Origin of the sequence: Pseudomonas sp. Irchel 3E19, from assembly GCF_900187585.1 — a bacterium.
Classification (GTDB): Bacteria; Pseudomonadota; Gammaproteobacteria; order Pseudomonadales; family Pseudomonadaceae; genus Aquipseudomonas; species Aquipseudomonas baetica.
In genome coordinates, this window is the sequence record NZ_FYDT01000024.1 from 43803 (window position 1) to 63577 (window position 19775).

18 protein-coding genes are annotated in these 19775 nt (G+C 61.4%); 14 read left to right on the plus strand and 4 right to left on the minus strand.

Annotated features, from left to right (window positions below; translation table 11 throughout):
- Positions 1-162: 162 nt before the first annotated feature.
- Together CKW18_RS16455 and CKW18_RS16460 are read right to left on the minus strand one after the other, a co-directional pair.
- Positions 163-900 carry a TorF family putative porin gene (locus CKW18_RS16455; RefSeq protein WP_095189759.1) on the minus strand — a complete coding sequence of 246 codons (738 nt, stop codon included), beginning with the start codon at positions 898-900 and terminating at the stop codon, positions 163-165.
- A 150-nt stretch (positions 901-1050) separates the two neighbouring features.
- Positions 1051-2793 (minus strand): amidohydrolase, encoded by a 1743-nt coding sequence (locus CKW18_RS16460; protein WP_095189760.1) that lies wholly within the window; start codon positions 2791-2793, stop codon positions 1051-1053.
- 103 nt (positions 2794-2896) lie between these two features.
- Here CKW18_RS16460 and CKW18_RS16465 point away from each other — a divergent pair, with 103 nt between their 5' ends.
- From CKW18_RS16465 to CKW18_RS16485, 5 genes are all read left to right on the plus strand, one after another.
- The gene (locus CKW18_RS16465) at positions 2897-3814 is read left to right on the plus strand and encodes a LysR family transcriptional regulator (RefSeq protein ID WP_095189761.1); all 918 of its coding nucleotides are present in this window, start codon (positions 2897-2899) and stop codon (positions 3812-3814) included.
- 90 nt (positions 3815-3904) lie between these two features.
- A complete protein-coding gene (gene lexA / locus CKW18_RS16470) occupies positions 3905-4522 on the plus strand; it encodes a transcriptional repressor LexA (RefSeq protein ID WP_095189762.1) in 618 nt (205 codons plus the stop codon).
- Positions 4522-5139, plus strand: a complete 618-nt coding sequence (gene imuA / locus CKW18_RS16475) for a translesion DNA synthesis-associated protein ImuA (protein WP_095189763.1) — start codon at positions 4522-4524, stop codon at positions 5137-5139. The genes lexA and imuA overlap by 1 nt, the downstream gene beginning before the upstream one ends.
- Positions 5140-5146: 7 nt before the next feature.
- Positions 5147-6562, plus strand: coding sequence for a DNA polymerase Y family protein (locus CKW18_RS16480; RefSeq protein ID WP_095189764.1), 1416 nt, complete (start codon positions 5147-5149; stop codon positions 6560-6562).
- Positions 6559-9636, plus strand: a complete 3078-nt coding sequence (locus CKW18_RS16485) for an error-prone DNA polymerase (protein ID WP_095189765.1) — start codon at positions 6559-6561, stop codon at positions 9634-9636. The genes CKW18_RS16480 and CKW18_RS16485 overlap by 4 nt, the downstream gene beginning before the upstream one ends.
- Before the next feature lie 62 nt (positions 9637-9698).
- Here CKW18_RS16485 and CKW18_RS16490 read toward each other — a convergent pair whose 3' ends face one another.
- Entirely contained in the window at positions 9699-10178 is a 480-nt protein-coding gene (locus CKW18_RS16490) for a hypothetical protein (protein WP_095189766.1), read from the minus strand.
- 349 nt (positions 10179-10527) lie between these two features.
- Between CKW18_RS16490 and CKW18_RS16495 the strand changes: the two genes are divergently transcribed.
- The 7 genes from CKW18_RS16495 (at position 10528) to CKW18_RS16525 (ending at position 18435) form a co-directional block, all read left to right on the plus strand.
- On the plus strand, positions 10528-11202 hold the full coding sequence (locus tag CKW18_RS16495; RefSeq protein ID WP_170947270.1) for a CsgG/HfaB family protein: 675 nt from the start codon (positions 10528-10530) through the stop codon (positions 11200-11202).
- 29 nt (positions 11203-11231) lie between these two features.
- The gene (locus tag CKW18_RS16500) at positions 11232-11600 is read left to right on the plus strand and encodes a DUF4810 domain-containing protein (RefSeq protein ID WP_095189768.1); all 369 of its coding nucleotides are present in this window, start codon (positions 11232-11234) and stop codon (positions 11598-11600) included.
- Positions 11597-12256, plus strand: a complete 660-nt coding sequence (locus CKW18_RS16505) for a DUF799 domain-containing protein (protein ID WP_095189769.1) — start codon at positions 11597-11599, stop codon at positions 12254-12256. The genes CKW18_RS16500 and CKW18_RS16505 overlap by 4 nt, the downstream gene beginning before the upstream one ends.
- A 196-nt stretch (positions 12257-12452) precedes the next feature.
- Positions 12453-13142, plus strand: a complete 690-nt coding sequence (locus tag CKW18_RS16510) for a GntR family transcriptional regulator (protein ID WP_095189770.1) — start codon at positions 12453-12455, stop codon at positions 13140-13142.
- 134 nt (positions 13143-13276) lie between these two features.
- Positions 13277-15388, plus strand: coding sequence for a PAS domain-containing sensor histidine kinase (locus tag CKW18_RS16515; protein WP_095189771.1), 2112 nt, complete (start codon positions 13277-13279; stop codon positions 15386-15388).
- A 28-nt stretch (positions 15389-15416) separates the two neighbouring features.
- The gene (locus CKW18_RS16520; protein WP_095189772.1) at positions 15417-18050 is read left to right on the plus strand and encodes an excinuclease ABC subunit UvrA; all 2634 of its coding nucleotides are present in this window, start codon (positions 15417-15419) and stop codon (positions 18048-18050) included.
- Positions 18051-18165: 115 nt separating this feature from the next.
- A complete protein-coding gene (locus tag CKW18_RS16525; protein ID WP_095189773.1) occupies positions 18166-18435 on the plus strand; it encodes a hypothetical protein in 270 nt (89 codons plus the stop codon).
- Positions 18436-18505: 70 nt separating this feature from the next.
- On the opposite strand, the gene CKW18_RS16530 is transcribed toward CKW18_RS16525, so the two are convergent.
- The gene (locus CKW18_RS16530) at positions 18506-19027 is read right to left on the minus strand and encodes a DUF4142 domain-containing protein (RefSeq protein WP_095189774.1); all 522 of its coding nucleotides are present in this window, start codon (positions 19025-19027) and stop codon (positions 18506-18508) included.
- Between the two features lie 206 nt (positions 19028-19233).
- On the opposite strand from CKW18_RS16530, the gene CKW18_RS16535 reads away from it, so the two are divergent.
- Both CKW18_RS16535 and CKW18_RS30600 read left to right on the plus strand, forming a co-directional pair.
- Positions 19234-19476, plus strand: coding sequence for a DUF465 domain-containing protein (locus CKW18_RS16535; RefSeq protein WP_095189775.1), 243 nt, complete (start codon positions 19234-19236; stop codon positions 19474-19476).
- A gap of 98 nt (positions 19477-19574) precedes the next feature.
- Positions 19575-19739, plus strand: coding sequence for a hypothetical protein (locus CKW18_RS30600; RefSeq protein ID WP_167394870.1), 165 nt, complete (start codon positions 19575-19577; stop codon positions 19737-19739).
- Positions 19740-19775: the final 36 nt, after the last annotated feature.

Sequence of the window (19775 nt, forward strand, 5' to 3'; positions counted from 1 at the left end):
AGAACATTGGTAAAAAAATCCTAAACATCCTGTAACAACTGCCCGGCGCAGATCGAAACTGTGGGAGCGGGCTTGCTCGCGAAAGCGTTGTGTCAGTCGAATAATATTTTGATGACCTACCGCCTTCGCGAGCAAGGCCGCTCCCACAGGGGGGTTACTGTGTCAGAAGGATTTGCTGACGCTGGCGACAACGGTGGCGGTGCACACATCCTTGAAGCCCCAATTGCTCAGGCACTGGGTCTGCGAAAGATCGGTATCGATGTAGCTCAGGCCCAGCACCACGCCGGCCAGATTGTGGGTGAGTTTGACTTCCCATTCCCGATAACTGTCCTCCGCCTGCCCGGACGTCGAGTACAAGTGCGGATCCTTGAAATCCATATTGCCGTAACGCAGCTTCAGCCCCGAATCGAAGGGCAATTCGGTTTCATAACTGACATAGCTGTAAAGCGAGCTCTGCTTGCTGTCGATGCCCGGCGCATCACTGGAGTAATACGCCGCGAGCTTCACCCCGTAAGCCCCAAGAATCGCGTACACCTCGCTCTGGTTGAACTGACTTTCCCTGGGATAGGCGTATTTCAGGTAGCCCAGATCCAGGCTGACGGCTTCGCTGGCCTGCCACAGCCAGCCGGCGTAGTAGTCGACTTCCTGCCGGGTTTTCAGACCGCCGCCGAAGTCGACGTTGGAACTCCAGGCGCCGAGGTACAAACCGCTGCTGTGGGCCAGGGTCAAACCAGCCTGCGCGGCGGGATCATTCTGGGTTTGCGAGATGCCGCGGGTGCGGTAGTCGCTGGCCAGGGTCAGATCGACCAGCACGGCGAAGTCGTCGTTCAAGGGGATCGCAAAGCTGCTCAACGGCAGCGCACTCAAAAAACTCAGGGCGAACAGAGGCAAGGCTTTCATGTGAAGTCCCGGTGTTGTGATTGTTATGGGAGGGCAGGCCGAACACTTTGTGGGAGGGGGCTTGCTCCCGAAAGCGGTGTGTCAGATAGCGAAGTGTTGTCTGACCGCACTCTTTCGGGAGCAAGCCCCCTCCCACAAAAGTGGGTGATGTTATTGGGCGGCGGTGTAAACCTGACGGCCGGCGAACCAGGTTTGCAGCACCTGGGTGTCGTGCAGGGCCTTGTCGTCGACGCTGAACACGTCACGATCCAGCACGATAAAATCAGCCTGTTTGCCCGGTGTCAGCGAGCCGATCTGCTGCTCCAGGCCGATGGTTCGCGCGGCATTGGCGGTGTAGGCGTAGAACATGGTTTCGCGGTCCAGACGCTCGTCGGCATTGAGCACGCCCAACGGGCCGACGCGGGTGATGGCCTGGGCCATGGCGTTGAACGGGTTCGGTGATGACACCGGCCAGTCACTGGCGCCGGCAATCGTCGCGCCCTGTTTGAGCAGCGAATGCGCCGGGTATTGATAGCGAAAGGCGAGGGCGCTGACGTAGGGCTTGATCATGTCGGTGGTGTAGTCGTCGGCGCTGGCCCACAGCAGTTGCATCGAGGCGATCACGTTCAGCGGCTTGAAACGGGCGAACTCTTTCGGATTGACCATTTGCAGGTGGGTGATCGAGTGCGTCACGCCGCTTTGTCGATCCTGGCGTGCCTGGGCGATGCCATTCAATGCTTCGCGCACCGCGCGGTCGCCAATGGCGTGGATGTGCACCCGCCAGCCGCGCTGGTCGATGGCACTGACCAGTTCGCCGAAATGCTGCGGATCGATGAGCAATTCGCCCTGTTTGTGCGAGTTGCTGTACGGGTCGATCATCGCCGCGCTCTGCGCCGGGTATTCGATCACGCCGTCAGCGAAGATCTTGATGCCGGGCAGGGTGAGGTTGGGGATGCCCTGAAACTGCTGGCGCACCTTGTCGAGGGTATCGAGATCGGCAGGTACACTTTTCGAGTTGGCTACCAATAGCGCCGCGACGTGGACGCTCATCTCACCGCTTTGCGACAGCGCCTTGTAGGCCGGCAGGACGCCGACGGTTTTCTCCGTGGGTTTGAGCGCAAACACCGGCTCACCCGGTGCGGCGTTGGCGGCGGGGTCCATCCAGGCGGTGATGCCGAGGCTGTTGTTGTAGCGCACTGCCGATTTCGCCGCTTCGAGCATGGCGGCGGGGCTCGGTACCGGCATTTTCGAGGCGACCCGATCCCAACCGGCGTCGACCAGAAAGCCGTTGGGTTCGCCGTCCGCCCGTTTGCCGATCGTGTCTTTCTCGGCATCCGGCAAGCTTTTCAGCAGCGCAGCATCGATGCCTGCACGCTTGAGCATGACGTTGTTGGCCCACGCGGTATGGTGGTCGCTGCCGGTGAACACCACTGGCACGTTAGCCCATTCGCCGCTGTTGAAGGTTTTGCCCAGCGCATCGGCCTGCGCCCAATACGCCGAACTCATGCCGGCAATGCTCAGCACATCGCCATGCCGGGCCTTGCCGTCGTCGCGCCAGGCGCGCAGGCGTTTTTCCAGTTCGTCGAGGGCGACGACTTCATCCTCCATGTTCGCCGAGACCATTTCCAGTCCGCCGAAAATCGCGTGGGAATGGCTGTCGATCAGACCGGGCAGCAGCGCTTTGCCTTGCAGGTCGATCACTTGAGTGCCGGGTTCGATCAGGGTTTTGATCTGCGCGTCTGTGCCCACTTTCAGCACTTTGCCGTTCTCCACGGCCAGCGCCTGCACCTTGGGTTGAGCGCGGTCGGCGGTGAAAATCTTGCCGTTAAGCAGCACCAGATCGGCCGCGGCCATGGCTTCCATCGAGGCAAAACTTACTGCAGCGACAAGCAGATTCGGGATGAATCTTTTCATTGAAGATTTCCTTGTTATTGCGTCTGATGGCCAGATTAGTGGCTGGCAACGGCCGACAGAACGCCTTCCTCACGAAAAACGTTTTTGCCTGAATGGAAAAAGCATGGACAAGTTGGGTGCATTGAAAATGTTCGTGGTCACGGCGCAACTCGGCAGTTTCAGCCGCGCCGCCGAGCAACTGGGTAAAACCCCGTCGGCGTTGACCAAAGCGGTCAATCACCTGGAAGCCGAACTCGGCGCACGCTTGTTCGAGCGCAGCACGCGGCGGATTTTGCTGACCGAGATCGGCCGGGTGTATCTGGAAACCGCACGGCTGGTATTGCAGCGTCTGGACGAGGCCAGTGAGGAAATCGAGCAGTTGCAGCACGGTTTGCGCGGCAGCCTGAAAATCACCGCGCCGCTGGCCTATGGCCGGGCGTTTCTCGATCAGGTGTGCGACGGCTTTCTGCAGCAGTATCCGCAGATCAGTCTGCAAGTGGATCTGTGCGACGCGTTCGTCAATCTGCTGGAAAGCGGCTACGACCTGGCCTTGCGCGAAGGACACGATGACCTGCCGGGGCTGATTGCGCGGGTAGTCGGCAGCAATCGCCTGGCCTTGTGTGCAAGCCCTGAGTACCTGGCGCGCAAGGGCTTGCCGGTGACTGCGCAGACGCTCGATCAGCATGAATGGCTGTTGTACCGGCACCCGTTGCTCAGCCGCGAATTCTGGTGGGCCGAGCGTGACGGCCAGCGTCTCAGCCTGCCGCAACCCGCAGCGCCGCGCTTGCGCAGTGACAATTATGACTTGCTGCTGGCCAGTGCCCTGGCCGGGCGCGGTTTACTGCATACACCCTTGTGGAGCGCTGCGCCGTTTATCGCTGACGGGCGACTGGTGCGGGTCATGGCCGACTATGAGATCGACCCGGACAGCTTCGGCCCGCACATTCTGGCGGTGTACCCGAGCCATCGACGGGCTACGGCGAAAGTGGTGGCGTTTATCGATTACATCGCCGCCTTCCTTGCCGAACGCGGTCTCACTTGACTTGATCGTTCCCACGCTCTGCGTTGGGAACGATCAAGGTGGGGTGGGCCGACTGGCGGTGCTTGTCAGGAAAATCCGACAGGAGTACAAATGTACTCCATGACGAACCTGACTCCCCGCCGTACCGCCATTCTGACCTTTATCCGCGAACGCATCGCCGAACACGGTCAGCCCCCAAGCCTCGCTGAAATCAGCGAGGCTTTTGGTTTTGCCTCGCGCAGCGTGGCGCGCAAGCATGTGCTGGCGCTGACCGAAGCCGGGTTCATCGAGGTCAATCCGCATCAGGCCCGGGGCATTCGTTTGCTCGGGCAACCGGCGCGCCCGGAGTTGCTGGAAATTCCCGTGCTTGGCCGCGTGGCCGCCGGTGCGCCGATTGGCGCCGACGCCGACATTCATAACCGCCTGATGCTCGACCCGGCGCTGTTTTCCCGCACACCCGACTACATGCTGCGGGTGCAGGGCGATTCGATGATCGAAGACGGCATTCTCGACGGTGATCTGGTCGGCGTGCGACGCAACCCCGAGGCACTCAACGGCCAGATCGTCGTGGCGCGGCTCGACGGTGAAGTCACCATCAAACGCTTCGAGCGCACCGGCAATGAGGTGCGGCTGCTGCCGCGCAACCCGGCGTATCAGCCGATTGTCGTGCGTGATGATCAGGATCTGGCCATCGAAGGGGTGTTCTGCGGTCTGGTGAGGCAAGGCTGATGGGCGCCGTCATTGCGTTGGATACGCTGTTCAATGGCGGCCAGGTCTGGAAGGGCCGGCCAGCGCCACCGGCCGCCAGCCCGCAACCGACCGGGCATGCCACGCTGGACGCAGCGCTACCCAGCGGCGGCTGGCCGGAAGCGGCACTGAGCGAAATCCTCTTGGCCGGCCCCGGTGTCGGGGAGTTGCAACTGGTGTGGCCGACGCTGGCAAGGCTGTCGGCGGCGGGCGAGCGCATCGTGCTGGTGGCGCCGCCCTTCGTGCCGTACCCGCAGGCGTGGGAAAACGCCGGGGTCGATCTGCGCCAGTTGTCGGTGATCCAGGCCAGTGAGCGCGATGCCTTGTGGGCGGCGGAACAATGCCTGCGTTCGGGCAGTTGCGGCGCGGTGCTGTGCTGGCCGCACAAGGCTGATGACCGCGCGTTGCGGCGTTTGCAGGTGGCCGCGGAAACCGGCCAGACCCTGGCCTTTGCCTGGCGACCGTTGAGCGAAGCGGTCAACCCGTCGCCGGCGGCGCTGCGCATTGCCATCGATGCAAAACCTGCCCAACTGCGCGTGCTCAAGTGCCGTGGCGGACTGGCACGCACGGCGCCGATTGCTTTTACCGTGGGTCACTGAGGTCGTCATGCGCTGGGTCTGTATCCTGTTCCCGCAATTGGCCCTCGACGCGGTGTTACGTCAGCGGCCCGATCCCGATGAGCCGTTGGTGCTGCTCAGCGGCCCGGCCCAGCGTCGGGTGCTGCAAGCGGTCAATCCGGCAGCGCGCCAACTCGGCTTGCGTCCCGGCCAGTCGATGACCGCCGCGCAAGCCCTGAGCAAAGGTTTTGTCACTGCCGATTACGAGGTGGCCGAGGTTGAGCACTGGCAGCAGTTTCTCGCCGCGTGGGCCTACCGTTTCAGCTCACAGGTCAGCGTGCATTACCCGCGCACCGTGGTGTTCGAGATCGAATCGAGTCTTGGCCTGTTCGGTTCCTGGGCGCAGTTCGAAGCGCGGTTGCGCAAGGAACTGACCGATCTGGGTTTCCGTCATCGCATCGTCGCTGCGCCCAACCCGGTGGCGGCGCGGATCCTGGCCAATGCGTATGACGGCCTGGTGGTGCCGGACGGCGAAGCCTTGCAGCATCACCTCGGGCAGTTGCCTATCGACCGCGTGGGGCTGGAGCCGCACGTGGCCACGGCGTTGTCGCGCATGGGCCTGCGCAATCTCAGTCAGGTGCAGAGCCTGCCGCGCCAGGCGCTGGCGCGGCGCTTCGAAGCGCCGATGCTCAAACACCTCGACACCCTGTTCGGTGCGCGACCGCTGGCGCTGGCGTTCTATCTGCCGCCGGATCGTTTCGATGTACGCATCGAACTCAACTTCGACGTGCAATCCCATCAAGCCTTGTTATTCCCGCTGCGGCGCCTGACCGGCGATCTGTCGGCATTTCTCTGTGGGCGCGACAGCGGCGTACAGCGTTTCGACCTGCATCTGGAGCACGCCGGGTTGCCGGACACCTTGATCAAGGTCGGCCTGCTCAGTGCCGAACGCGATCCAGCGATGCTTTTTGAACTGGCCCGTGGGCGACTGGAACAGGTGCAGGTTGAAGCGCCGGTGCGTGGTTTTCGTTTGCGCGCCGAAGATCTGCCGAGTTTCGTCCCGCAGTTTCAGGAACTGTTCGACGACCGTCCGCAGCAGACCTTGCCGTGGGAGCAATTGCGCGAACGCCTGCGCGCGCGGCTGGGCGATGACGCGGTGCAGGGCCTGCGCTTTCAGGCGGATCATCGACCGGAATGCGCGTGGCAGAACGGCGTCGACAAACACCGTTGCGCCGGTTTGCCGAGCGTCCAGCGTCCTGGCTGGCTGCTGGGCGAGCCGCAAAGCGTGGCAGAAGGTTCGGCGCGAATCCTCATGGGCCCGGAGCGCATCGAGTCCGGCTGGTGGGACGGTGACGATGTGCGCCGCGATTATTACCTGATCCAGAACCGCGCCGGCCAGCAGGGCTGGGCTTATCGGGCCGTAGGCGAGGGCGGGCCGTTGTGGCTGCAAGGCTGGTTCGCATGAGCGATGGCTATGCCGAACTGCACTGCCTGTCGAATTTCAGTTTCCAGCGCGGTGCGTCCAGTGCGCTGGAGCTGTTCCAACGGGCGAAAAAGCACGGCTATCAAGCGCTGGCGATCACCGACGAATGCACCCTGGCCGGGATTGTGCGTGCCTGGCAAGCGGCGAAATCCGTTGAGCTGCCGCTGATCATCGGTAGCGAAATCCGCATCGAAAACGGCCCGAAACTGGTGCTGCTGGTGGAGAACCTTGAGGGTTATCAGGCGCTGTGCGGCTTGATCACCCGCGCCCGGCGGCGTACGCAAAAGGGCCAGTACCAAGTGCTGCGCGAGGACTTCAGCGCAGCGCTGCCGGGGTTGCTGGCGTTGTGGGTGCCGGACGCGGTGGATGAGGTCGAGGAGGGCCGTTGGCTGCGGCAAACCTTCGACGAACGGCTGTGGCTGGCGGTGCAACTGCATCGCGGGCAGGACGATCAGCGGCGCTTGGCGGATTTACTGAGTCTGGCCTCTGAGTTGCAAATTCCGCCCGTGGCCAGTGGCGATGTGCACATGCACGCCCGTGGCCGGCGCGCCTTGCAGGACACCATGACGGCGATCCGTCATCACGTGCCGGTGGCCGAGGCCGGTTTGCGCCTGCACCCCAATGGCGAGCGGCATTTGCGCAGTCTCGACGTGTTGCGCGAGTTGTATCCGCCGGCACTGCTGCAAGCGTCGGTCAATCTGGCCCGGCGCTGCACCTTCGATCTGGGCCAGTTGCGTTATCAATATCCCAAAGAGCTGGTGCCCGATGGCCACAGCGCCAGTTCCTGGCTACGACACCTGACCGAAGAAGGCATCGCCTGGCGCTGGCCGAAAGGCCCGCAGGCCAAAGTGCTCACGCAAATCAACGATGAGCTGAAACTGATCGCCGAACTCGGCTACGAAAGCTACTTCCTCACCGTACACGACGTGGTGCGCTTCGCCCGTGAGCAGCACATCCTCTGTCAGGGCCGGGGGTCGGCGGCCAACTCGGCGGTGTGTTTTGCCTTGGGCATCACCGAGATCGACCCGGATCGCACCACGCTGCTGTTCGAACGCTTCATGTCCAAGGAGCGCAACGAGCCGCCGGACATCGACGTCGATTTCGAGCACGAGCGCCGCGAAGAAGTCCTGCAATACGTGTTTCGCCGGTACGGCCGTCATCGCGCGGCGCTGACAGCGGTAGTCAGCACCTATCACGCCGCCGGTGCGGTGCGCGATGTGGCCAAGGCCTTGGGCCTGCCGCCGGATCAGATCAACGCGTTGGCTGACTGCTGCGGCCACTGGAGCGATGAAACGCCGCCGCGGGCACGCTTGCTCGAAGGTGGCTTCGACCCGGACAGCCCGGTGTTGCGCCGGGTACTGAGCCTGACCGGGCAACTGATCGGCTTCCCCCGGCACCTGTCGCAGCACCCCGGTGGTTTCGTGATTTCCGAACAGCCGCTGGACAGTCTGGTGCCGGTGGAAAATGCCGCCATGGTCGATCGTACGATCATTCAGTGGGACAAGGACGATCTCGATGCGGTCGGGCTGCTCAAGGTCGATATCCTCGCGCTCGGTATGCTCAGCGCGATTCGCCGCTGTTTCGATCTGCTGCGCCGTCATCGCCATCTGGACCTGACACTGGCAACGATTCCGCCCGAAGACAAACCGACCTACGAGATGATCAGTCGCGCCGACACCATCGGCGTGTTCCAGATCGAATCCCGCGCACAGATGTCGATGCTGCCACGGCTGAAACCGGCGAAGTTCTACGACTTGGTGATCGAAGTGGCCATCGTCCGCCCGGGGCCGATTCAGGGCGGCATGGTGCATCCGTACCTGCGCCGTCGTAACAAGGAAGAAGAGGAAACCTATCCGTCGCCGGAACTCAAGGTCGTGCTGGAAAGAACCCTCGGCGTGCCGCTGTTTCAGGAACAGGTGATGCAGATCGCCATCGTCGCTGCCGGCTACAGCCCCGGCGAAGCCGATCAGTTGCGCCGCTCCATGGCCGCGTGGAAACGCCACGGCGGGCTTGAGCCGCACAAGGAACGACTCGCCGCCGGCATGCAGAAAAACGGCTACACGCCAGAGTTTGCCGCGCAGATTTTCGAGCAGATCAAAGGCTTTGGCAGTTACGGTTTTCCCGAATCCCACGCGGCCAGTTTCGCCTTGCTGACCTACGCCAGTTGCTGGCTCAAGTGCCACGAACCGGCGGCGTTCGCCTGTGCGCTGATCAACAGTTGGCCGATGGGCTTCTACAGCCCGGACCAGATTCTGCAGGATGCGCGTCGGCATCAGTTGCAGATCCGTGCGGTGGATGTACGCGCCAGTGACTGGGATTGCAGCCTGGAACCGATCAGCGGCGCACAACCGGCGATCCGCATGGGCCTGCGCATGATCAAGGGCTTTCGCGAGGACGATGCCCGGCGTATCGAAGCGGCAAGGGTGCGCGGGGCATTCGCCGATGTCGCCGATCTGGGCGAGCGGGCCGCGCTCGACAGTCGGGCGCAGGCATTGCTGGCGGATTCCGGGGCGTTGCGCGGTTTGGCCGGTCATCGTCACCGGGCGCGCTGGGAAGTGGCCGGGGTGCAGAAACAGCTTGGCCTGTTTGCCGGTTTGCCGAGTCAGGAAGAACCCGATGTGATGCTGCCAAAACCCAGCGTCGGCGAGGATCTGCACGCCGATTACACAACTGTCGGCACCACGCTGGGGCCGCATCCGCTGGCGTTGTTGCGCGGCGAGTTGAAGGCCCTGCGCTGCCGCAGTTCGCAAGAACTGCTCGACGTTGAACACGGGCGACCGGTCAGCGTCGCCGGGCTGGTGACGGGCCGACAACGACCGGGCACCGCTAGCGGCGTGACCTTCGTGACCCTGGAAGACGAGTTCGGCAACGTCAACGTGGTGGTCTGGCGCGACCTGGCCGAGCGTCAGCGCCAGGTGCTGGTCGGCTCGCAACTGCTCAAGGTCGATGGCCGCTGGGAACGCCAAGGCGACGTGCGCCACCTGATCGCCGGACGCCTGAGCGACCTGAGTCCACTGCTCAACGGCATCCGCGTGCAGAGCCGCGATTTCCACTGACTCCCCCTGAATCTCCGAAGGAACTGCCGCAGGCTGCGGCAGCACCTACAGGTATTCAGCGGTTAGAGCGTGAAGTTATCCCGACCTTCGATCGAGAAGCTCCCCGACTTGATAATTGCACTGGCAGGGCCCGGTCCTTTTGACTCGAAGGAAAAATTGCCTTCGTAGAGTTCCTGTTCGTGATCAAACGACAGCGTGATGGACCCGTCGTCCGCGTTGTACGTATGGAACAGGGTGTCGTCGCCATTGGCCCACATTTTCCACCAGGTAGCCGAAAACTTTCCGTCCTTGATGGAGTGGGTACCGCTGACAATGTCGGAATTGAAGACCATTTCAAGACCTCTGATGACCTTATTCCCTTGCTTGCCTTCAATGGTCTGAACGGCGCTGAGGGTCAGACGCAGTTTTTTATCGGTGGTGTAGTAGTCGTAGGCGAAGTTGAGGCCGTCGGCATTGAACGTCGATTCACCCTGCACCTCGGCAGCTACGGTGCCAGAGGAAGGATTGGTTTTGGTATGGGGAAGAGCGTGTTCCGTCAGCATGTGAAGCTCCTTGGCAGCGAGTGCCCTTGATAAAAATAGTGTCCAGCAGCAACCCCAAGCTATGCCTAAGATACTGGGGCGTAAACTGTCATACCTGACAGTTGACAACCCCTCAAAAAACAAGAAGGTCAACACCACATCACACCTTAGGAGCTGCCGCAGGTGGAGGTATTTGATTGTTGCGATGTGACGCGAGGGAAATAAAAGCCAATTTGCAGGCGTCAAAAAAAACTGTCGCCAGTAGTGGCACTTTGTCATAATGCCGCCCCTTTTCCGCTCCCCCACCGCGTTGCTGTGCCGGGACATACCGTTTTTCAATAAGGAATACCCAGTGAGAAAGATCTCCCGGATGCTGGTCTCAGGCCTTGCGATTGCCGTGCTTGGCACACTGGCCAGCACGCTTGCCGGTTGCGCCAACGAAAGCTCCCGCGCACTGCCGGTGGCCAAGGTGGAAAGCGCCACGCAAGTCTGGACCGGCGTTCGCGTGCCGATGGCAGTGGGCAAGTTCGACAACCGCTCCAGCTACATGCGCGGGATTTTCTCCGATGGCGTCGACCGTCTCGGCGGTCAGGCCAAGACCATCCTGATCACGCACTTGCAGCAGACCAACCGTTTCTCCGTACTGGATCGCGACAACATGGGCGAAATCCAGCAGGAAGCAGCAATCAAGGGCCAGGCCCAGCGCCTCAAGGGTGCCGATTACGTGGTCACCGGTGACGTCACCGAGTTCGGCCGCAAAGAAACTGGCGACCACCAGCTGTTTGGCATTCTCGGTCGCGGCAAGACTCAGGTGGCCTACGCCAAGGTTAACCTCAATATCGTCAACATCAGCACCTCCGAAGTGGTGTATTCGACTCAGGGCGCTGGCGAATACGCCTTGTCCAACCGCGAAATCATCGGCTTCGGCGGCACCGCTGCCTACGACTCGACCCTCAACGGCAAAGTCCTCGATCTGGCCATGCGCGAGGCGATCAATCGTCTGGTTGATGGCATGAACGCCGGTGCCTGGAAACCGGGCAACTGATTGACGCCCATCGCAAGGAGCAACACGCAATGAATCTTTCTCTGTCTCGGCCACTCATGGCCCTGACGCTGGCCGCCAGCGCCTTGCTGGCCGGTTGCAGCAGCCCGCAAACCCTGTACCAGTGGGAAGGCTACCAACCGCAGGTCTACGAATACTTCAAAAGCGAAACGCCGACAGAAGCCCAGGCCGAAGCGCTGGAAGCCGATCTGCAAAAGATCCGCGCCAGTGGCAAAGCCGTGCCGCCGGGTTACCACGCGCACCTCGGTCTGCTGTACCTGAGCATGGGCAAGGACGATCAGATGGTGCAGCAACTGCGCACCGAGAAGACCCTGTTCCCCGAGTCCGGCACCTACATGGATTTTCTGCTTAAAAACGCCAAGAGCGGAGCTGCGCAATGATCTCGCGTGCAGTAAAACTGCTGGGCGCGGCTTTGGCGCTGACCGTACTCGGTGGCTGTGTGGCCCCCAAGAGCGTGGATTATTCGGCGTACAAACAGGCACGCCCGAAAAGCATTCTGGTGCTGCCGCCGCTGAACACCTCGCCGGACGTCAAGGCCTCTTACAGCCTGTTGTCACAGGTGACGTTTCCGCTGGCCGAGGCCGGTTACTACGTGCTGCCGATCACGCTGGTGGATGAAACCTTCCGCCAGAACGGCCTGACCACCCCGGATGACATTCATCAGGCGCCGGCCAACAAACTGCAGGAAATCTTCGGCGCCGATGCGGCGCTGTACATCACCGTGACCGAATACGGTACGCGTTACATGGTCATCAGCAGCGAAACTGCAGTGACGGCGACGGCGAAACTGGTCGACCTGAAGTCCGGCACCACCTTGTGGACCGGCTCCGCTCGGGCGTCGAGTGAAGAGGGCAACAACAACGGTGGTGGCGGTCTGATCGGCATGCTGATCACGGCGGCGGTAAAGCAGATCATCAACAGCTCCACCGATGCCGGTTATCCGATTGCCGGTGTGGCCAGCAATCGTCTGTTGTCGGCCGGACATCCAGCGGGGCTGCTGTATGGGCCGCGCTCGCCGAAATACGGCACGGACTGACAGCGTAAATCAAAAGATCGCAGCCTGCGGCAGCTCCTACAGAGGGAACTCATTCCAATGTAGGAGCTGTCGCAGGCTGCGATCTTTTTGCTTTAAACACCCTTGATCAAGAACCTGCATCTTCAGCCTGGAGGCGATATCCTGCGCGACAGTTCATGCGCCACGGCAACGTTGCCAGCACTGAAGGAGCTTTCGAGTGACCGAGAAGAAACCGGAAACCACGGTCGACCGCGTCTACCAAGGGGTTTACGAGGCGATCAGCAAGCGTTCGCTACGCCCGGGAATGAAACTGGGCGAGACCTCGCTGGCCGAGTTGTTTAATGTCAGCCGCACGTCGGTGCGTGCCGCACTCAAGCAACTGGAGGCCGATGGACTGGTGACCACCGAGCCCAATAAAGGCGCCTCGGTGTCGTTGCCCAGCAACGAAGAGATCCGCTCACTGTTCGAAACCCGACGCCTGATCGAGATCGGTATTGTCACCGAGTTATGCCGACGCAAGGACATCGCCGCCATGCAAGTCCTGCGCGAACACCTGCTGCTGGAGGATGAGGCCCACGCGGCCGGCGATCACCCGCGGCTGATCTACCTGCTCGGCGAGTTCCACCTCAAGCTGGCCCGCAGCCTTGACAACCCGGTGTTGCTCGACTGGTTCCAGAAGCTGATTTCCCGCGCCTCGCTGTACATTGCCGCGCTGGACGACGACAGCCATGAAGCCTGTCGCGACAATGAACACCTGCGCCTGATCGAGTACATCGAGGCCGGTAATCAGAGCGCCGCCATCGAGTTGACCTGCACGCATTTGAACGGCATCGAGAAGGCGATTCTGGACGTCGCCGCCAAGATGAAAACTGGCTACCATCCGCTCAAACACCTGATCGGTGTGTAATCCTGAATTGGCTTGAAAATCGGCTATACCTCTAATGAAACCAATGCGCTCGACGGTGCTCGAAACAGACGGGCATCGCGTCATTTTGGCGTCGCGATCAGTCGGACAAACACCACAGGACACCGAGTCAGTCGATGCAGTTTTTATCCGATAGCCACGGTTGTGACGGCTGGCAAGGCGAGATGGCCGGGCGCATCTGTGCGTTCGACTGGAGCCTGACCGAACTGGGGCCGCTCAATACCTGGCCCACCAGTCTGTGCAGCGCCGTGCAGATGATGCTCGCCTCGCCATTGCCGATGGTCATGCTCTGGGGGCCTGCCGGCTACATGATCTACAACGATGCCTATTCGCAGTTTGCCGGCGGTCGCCATCCGTACTTGCTCGGCACCCCGGTGGAACTGGGCTGGCCGGAGGTCGCCGAGTTCAACCGGCATGTGCTCGACACCTGTCTGGCGGGCGGTACCTTGTCGTTTCGCAACAAGGAGCTGGTGCTGCTGCGCGACGGGGCTCCCGAAGACGTCTGGATGGATCTGTATTACAGCCCGGTGGCCAACGATAAGGGACGGCCGGCCGGCGTGATGGCGATGGTGGTGGAAACCACCGAGTTCATGCATTCCGAGCGCAAGCGTCGGGAGGCAGAGCAAGCTTATCGCGCCGATAACGAGCGCGTGCGCCTGGCACTTAACGCCGGGGCATTGCTCGGCTCGTTTGTCTGGGATGTGAAGAACAATGTCCTTTCTGCCGATGAGCGTTTCGCTCGCACTTTCTCGTATCCGCCGAATCAAGACCTGAGCGACCTGCCGCAACACGTCACCGAAGCGCACATTCATCCCGATGATCTGCCTTGGGTGCATGATCGCGTCAGCCACTCGATGCAGACCGGCGAGCCCTACAATGCCGAATTCCGTGTACTGCGTCCGGACGGCGGCTACAGGTGGGTGCTGGCCAGCGGCGCTTGCGAGTTCAACGAACAAGGCGAAGCGTTCCGTTTTCCCGGCGTGCTGATCGACATCCATGAACGCAAGACCGCTGAAGAGTCGCTGCTCAAATTCACTCGCAACCTCGAACAGCGAGTGGCCGATGAGGTCGGTGCACGATTGGCTGCCGAGGAACAGCTGCGCCAGTCGCAGAAACTTGAATCCATTGGCGGGCTGACGGGGGGCGTCGCTCACGACTTCAATAACCTGTTGCAAGTGATCGCCGGCAACCTGCATCTGCTGGCCCGTCATGAACCGGACAACGCCAACGTGCAGCGCCGGGTCAGTGCCTCGCTGGCGGCGGTCGAGCGGGGTGCCAAGTTGTCTTCGCAATTGCTCGCGTTCGCCCGACGTCAACCGTTGACCCCTGCGGTGTGCAATCCGCGGCAGATTTTCGACGGCGTTGGCGAATTGCTGCAGAGGGCCTTAGGTGAAACCATTCAGATCGATATGCAGTTGCCGCAGGAACCGTGGCACATCAACGTCGACCGTAATCAGTTGGAAAACGCCATTCTCAACCTGGCGATCAATGCCCGCGATGCAATGAAGGGCGAGGGCACCATCGTGCTCAGTGCCACCAACACTCGACTCGACCCTGAGTTTTGTGCCGGTAAAGGTCTGGTGTCCGGAGAGTTCGTCAGGGTTGCTGTCAGCGATACCGGTGCCGGGATCGCGCCGCAGATTCTCGAGCAGGTATTTGAACCGTTCTTCACCACCAAAGCTGACGGCCAAGGCACCGGCCTGGGTCTGAGCATGGTCTTTGGTTTCGTCAAACAAAGCGGTGGCCATGTCGAGATCGACAGCACGCTCGGCGAGGGCACTCGGGTGCAGTTGTACTTCCCGCGCAGCCTGCGTCCGATCCGCGAAGAATCACCGAGCGTCGGCGATCAGTTGGGCGGTGGTCACGAGACGATTCTGGTGGTCGAAGATAACGACGCGGTGCGCGCCTCGGCGGTCGAATTGCTGCGCGAAGAGGGTTACCGCGTGTTGACTGCAGGCAACGGTGACGCCGCAATGCAAATACTGCTCGATGGCTGTGAAGTGGATCTGATTTTCACCGACGTGGTCATGCCGGGACTGATCAAGAGTTCAGATCTGGCCGCGTGGGCCAAGGTGCAGAAACCTGGCGTGGCGGTTCTGTTCACCTCCGGGCACACCCGCGACATCATCTCGCGCAATCATCAACTCAGCCCCGACACGCATCTGCTCGGCAAACCTTATGGCCCGGAAGCCTTGTTGCAGATGATTCGTGCGGTGCTTAACGACTGAGTTTGAACCCCCTCACCAAGGCAGGCTGATGACTTCCAAACGCACCTCCAAAGCGCCCGCCGGCATGGTCCGGGTGCGCGGCGCCCGCGAGCACAACCTGAAGAACGTCGACGTCGACATCCCCCGCGATGCTCTGGTGGTGTTCACCGGCGTGTCCGGATCGGGCAAGTCGTCGCTGGCGTTTTCGACGTTGTATGCCGAAGCCCAAAGGCGCTATTTCGAGTCGGTGGCGCCGTATGCGCGACGGTTGATCGACCAGGTCGGCGTGCCAGATGTCGATTCCATCGAAGGGCTGCCGCCCGCCGTGGCCCTGCAACAGCAGCGTGGCACGCCGAGCACGCGGTCGTCGGTGGGCAGTGTCACCACGCTGTCGAGCCTGATCCGCATGCTCTATTCCCGCGCCGGCAGTTACCCGCCGGGGCGGGCGATGTTGTACGCCGAGGACTTTTCACCGAATACGCCGCAGGGCGCCTGCCCGCAGTGTCATGGCCTCGGGCGGGTCTATGAAGTCACTGAAGCGCTGATGGTGCCCGACCCGAACCTGACCATCCGCCAGCGCGCCGTGGCGTCCTGGCCGCTGGCGTGGCAGGGGCAGAACCTGCGCGACATCCTCGTGACCATGGGCATCGACGTCGATATCCCGTGGCGCAAGCTGCCGAAAAAGCAGCGCGACTGGATTCTGTTCACCGAAGAAACCCCGACCGTGCCGGTGTACGCCGGACTGACGCCGGAAGAAACCCGCGTCGCCCTCAAGCGCAAGATGGAGCCGAGCTATCAGGGCACGTTCACCGGCGCCCGGCGTTACATCCTGCACACCTTCACCCACTCGCAAAGTGCGCTGATGAAGAAGCGTGTTTCGCAGTTCATGCTCGGTAGCCCGTGTTCGCTGTGCGAAGGCAAACGCCTGAAGCGCGAGGCACTCTCGGTGACGTTTGCCGGCTATGACATTGGTGAGCTGTCGCAGATGCCGTTGCTGCAAGTGGCCGAAGTGCTGCGCCCAGTGGCGGCGGCCAGTTACCTGGAACATGCCGAGGATACCGGCGACACCTTGAGTCACGCGCAAACCCGCGAGGCCCGCCAGCTGCGCGTTGCGCACGGCGCCAGTGGCCATGCCGGCGCGCCGGATGTGCGCCACACACCGAACCTGTCATTGGAAAAACGTCTGGCGGCGCAGCGCATTGCCGAGGACCTGCTGGAGCGGGTCAGCACGCTGACCGATCTGGGCCTGGGCTATCTGGCGCTGGAGCGCAGCACGCCGACCTTGTCGTCCGGTGAATTGCAGCGTTTGCGCCTGGCCACGCAGTTGGGCTCGCAGTTGTTCGGCGTGATTTACGTGCTCGACGAGCCTTCCGCCGGTCTGCACCCAGCCGATGGCGAGGCACTGTTCGACGCCTTGCAGCGGCTCAAGGCCGATGGCAACACGCTATTTGTGGTCGAGCATGATCTGGAAACCATGCGCCGCGCCGACTGGTTGATCGACGTTGGCCCGGCGGCGGGCGAGAAGGGTGGCCAGGTGCTGTACAGCGGCCCGCCAGCGGGTCTGGCCGAGGTCGACGAGTCGCAGACCCGCGCCTATCTGTTCGCTGAGCAGCAACGTTCGACACGGGCGGCGCGCAAGCCTTCGGGGTGGCTGAAACTGGACGGCATCAGCCGCAATAACCTCAACAACCTCAGTGCTGAATTTCCTTTGGGTTGCTTTACCTCGGTGACCGGTGTGTCCGGTTCGGGCAAGTCGAGTCTGGTCAGCCAGGCGTTGCTGGAGCTGGTCGGCGCGCAATTGGGGCGCCCGACTGTGGATCCCGAACCTGAAGAGCTCAGCCTTGAGGACGATGCACCGCAGGTCAGCAGCGGTCAGGTCACGGCCGGGCTGGAATCGATCAAGCGCCTGGTGCAGGTCGACCAGAAGCCCATTGGCCGCACGCCACGTTCCAACCTGGCGACTTACACCGGGCTGTTCGACAACGTGCGCAAACTGTTCGCCGCCACGCCCGAGGCGCAGGCGGCGGGTTATGACGCCGGACAATTTTCCTTCAACGTCGCCAAGGGTCGTTGCCCGACGTGTGAGGGTGAAGGGTTTGTCAGCGTCGAATTGTTGTTCATGCCCAGCGTGTACGCGCCATGCCCGACGTGTCATGGCGCTCGCTACAACCCGCAAACGCTGGCGATTGTCTGGGAAGGCTTGAGTATTGCTCAGGTGCTGCAATTGACCGTCGATGAAGCGGTGACGGTGTTTGCCGGGCAACCAGGGATTCGCCGGTCGCTGGAAGTGTTGCGGGACATTGGCCTGGGTTACTTGCGCCTCGGCCAACCGGCCACGGAACTGTCCGGCGGTGAGGCGCAGCGGATCAAACTGGCCACCGAGCTACAGCGCAACCAGCGTGGCGCGACTTTGTATGTGCTGGATGAGCCGACCACCGGCCTGCACCCGCGAGATGTCGATCGGTTGCTGGAGCAACTGGATAACCTGGTGACGGCGGGGCACACGGTGATCGTGGTCGAACATGAAATGCGCGTGGTCGCGCAGAGCGACTGGGTGATCGACATCGGCCCGGGGGCGGGGGATCAGGGCGGCAGGATTGTGGTGGCGGGTACACCGCAGATAGTTGCGGCGAGCAAAAAGAGCCGCACCGCGCCGTTTCTCGCTCGCGCATTGAACCGGTAAAGTCGGCGACCGGTATGGCCCCATCGCGATGTTTTGAACGTTGGCGCTGTGCAGGCTTCGAATCTTCAAGGCCCGGCTGGTTTCAGTCGTGCTGGCCTAGAACTACAAGGTGCTTATGAGCGAGCAACAGCAAAACCAGTCCGGGGAGTCGATCAATCGCAATGATCCGGCGATTGATCCGCAAGTGCCGGGGCAACCGGCGCCGACGCAACCTGCGCAGCAGCAGGGCGATACGGATCAGGCTCAAAGTGCTGATCCGGCGGTCGATCAGAAGAACCGGCACACCGATAACGACAATGAGTTCAGTCCGGGTTTCGAGCCTGAGCCGGACCGGGCGAAGCCGGGGGAAGAGACCGATGCGGATATTGATACGGATGGCGGTTAATCGGCGTTGAAATGACGAATGCCGCATCGTGAGATGCGGCATTTTTTTGGAGCTTGGGGTGAGGGGAAGGCTATTTGCTCGGATGCTTGGCCTGCAATTCCTTCGCCGCTGCCAGATGTTTTTCCAGTGCCGGCAACATTTTTTGCGCGAAGGCTTTCAGCTCGGTGGCGCCTTTGACCTTGTCGTCCGTCACAGTATTGGCCTGCTTCTTGAACAGCTCGATGGTGTCTTCGTGAGCCTTGACCTGATTGTTGGCGTAGGCCGCGTCGAAGGACTCGTCGCGCATGTCGAGGATTTTCTCCTTGGCCTGTTTGACCAGCGTGGTGGTGTCCGGCACTTCGATGTCGTGGGCCTTGGCAATCGTCGCCAACTCATCGTTGGCTTTGCCATGGTCGGTGATCATCATTTCGGCAAACTTCTTGATGTCGGCCGATTGGCTTTTTTCCAGGGCCAGTCGGCTGGTTTCGATTTCGGCGATGCCACCGGCGGCAGCGTTATCGACGAAATCGTTGTCAGTGGCGGCGAATGCGCTGCCCATGCCAGTGCTCAAAGCGACAGCCAGAAAGAGATGACGCAGGTTGAATCCGTCCATTGGTGTAACTCCACGCAGTTTGTTGTGAGCGTTATGCAATGGAGGCGGGGCGGCGGAGAAAGGTTTTATCGCATTTGCGACAGGGCGACGAACGGCCACCGCTGGTCTGACAGGTGGTCGACAGAACCGCCCGACCAAGGCCATTCTGAAGACTGGCCAGCGCAATCGGTCGCGTTGGCCTCCCGATCAACTGATGGAGGTGTTCCATGCCGGTTCCCCATGACCTGTTTCAGGACTTGAGTTGCACGAAGGAAGAGATCCAGCAAAAACGCACCCAGGATCCACGACTGGATTCACTGATCAACAAGTATTCCCAGGCTGACGCCGACGTGGTCAAGGCCGAAACCGCCACCTCGGACGCACCTAGTGATGACGTATTGAAAAAGCTGAAAGAGAAGCGGCTGAAGGTCAAGGACGAGATCGTCACTCACTTGCAGGCCCCGAGCTGATCCGCCGACCTGCGGTTGCTGATTGAAGGGAACGACAACTCCCCACGGCACCTCGAATGTTCAGAGTCTTCAATCAGCGACTCTTTGCGAGGTGCCTTATGAACGATCCCAAATTCCCCAGTGAAGAGCAGGGTGCATTCGACCCGGTTCCGACCCATCCTGAGCCTAATAGCCCGGCGCATACCACCGCCAATCCCGAGGAGCCTGTCGAGGATCTTCCCGAAGACGAAGATCCGGACAAGTTCGACAAGTCGTCTAACTGACAGACCGCCATCGCTGGCAAGCCAGCTCCCACAGGG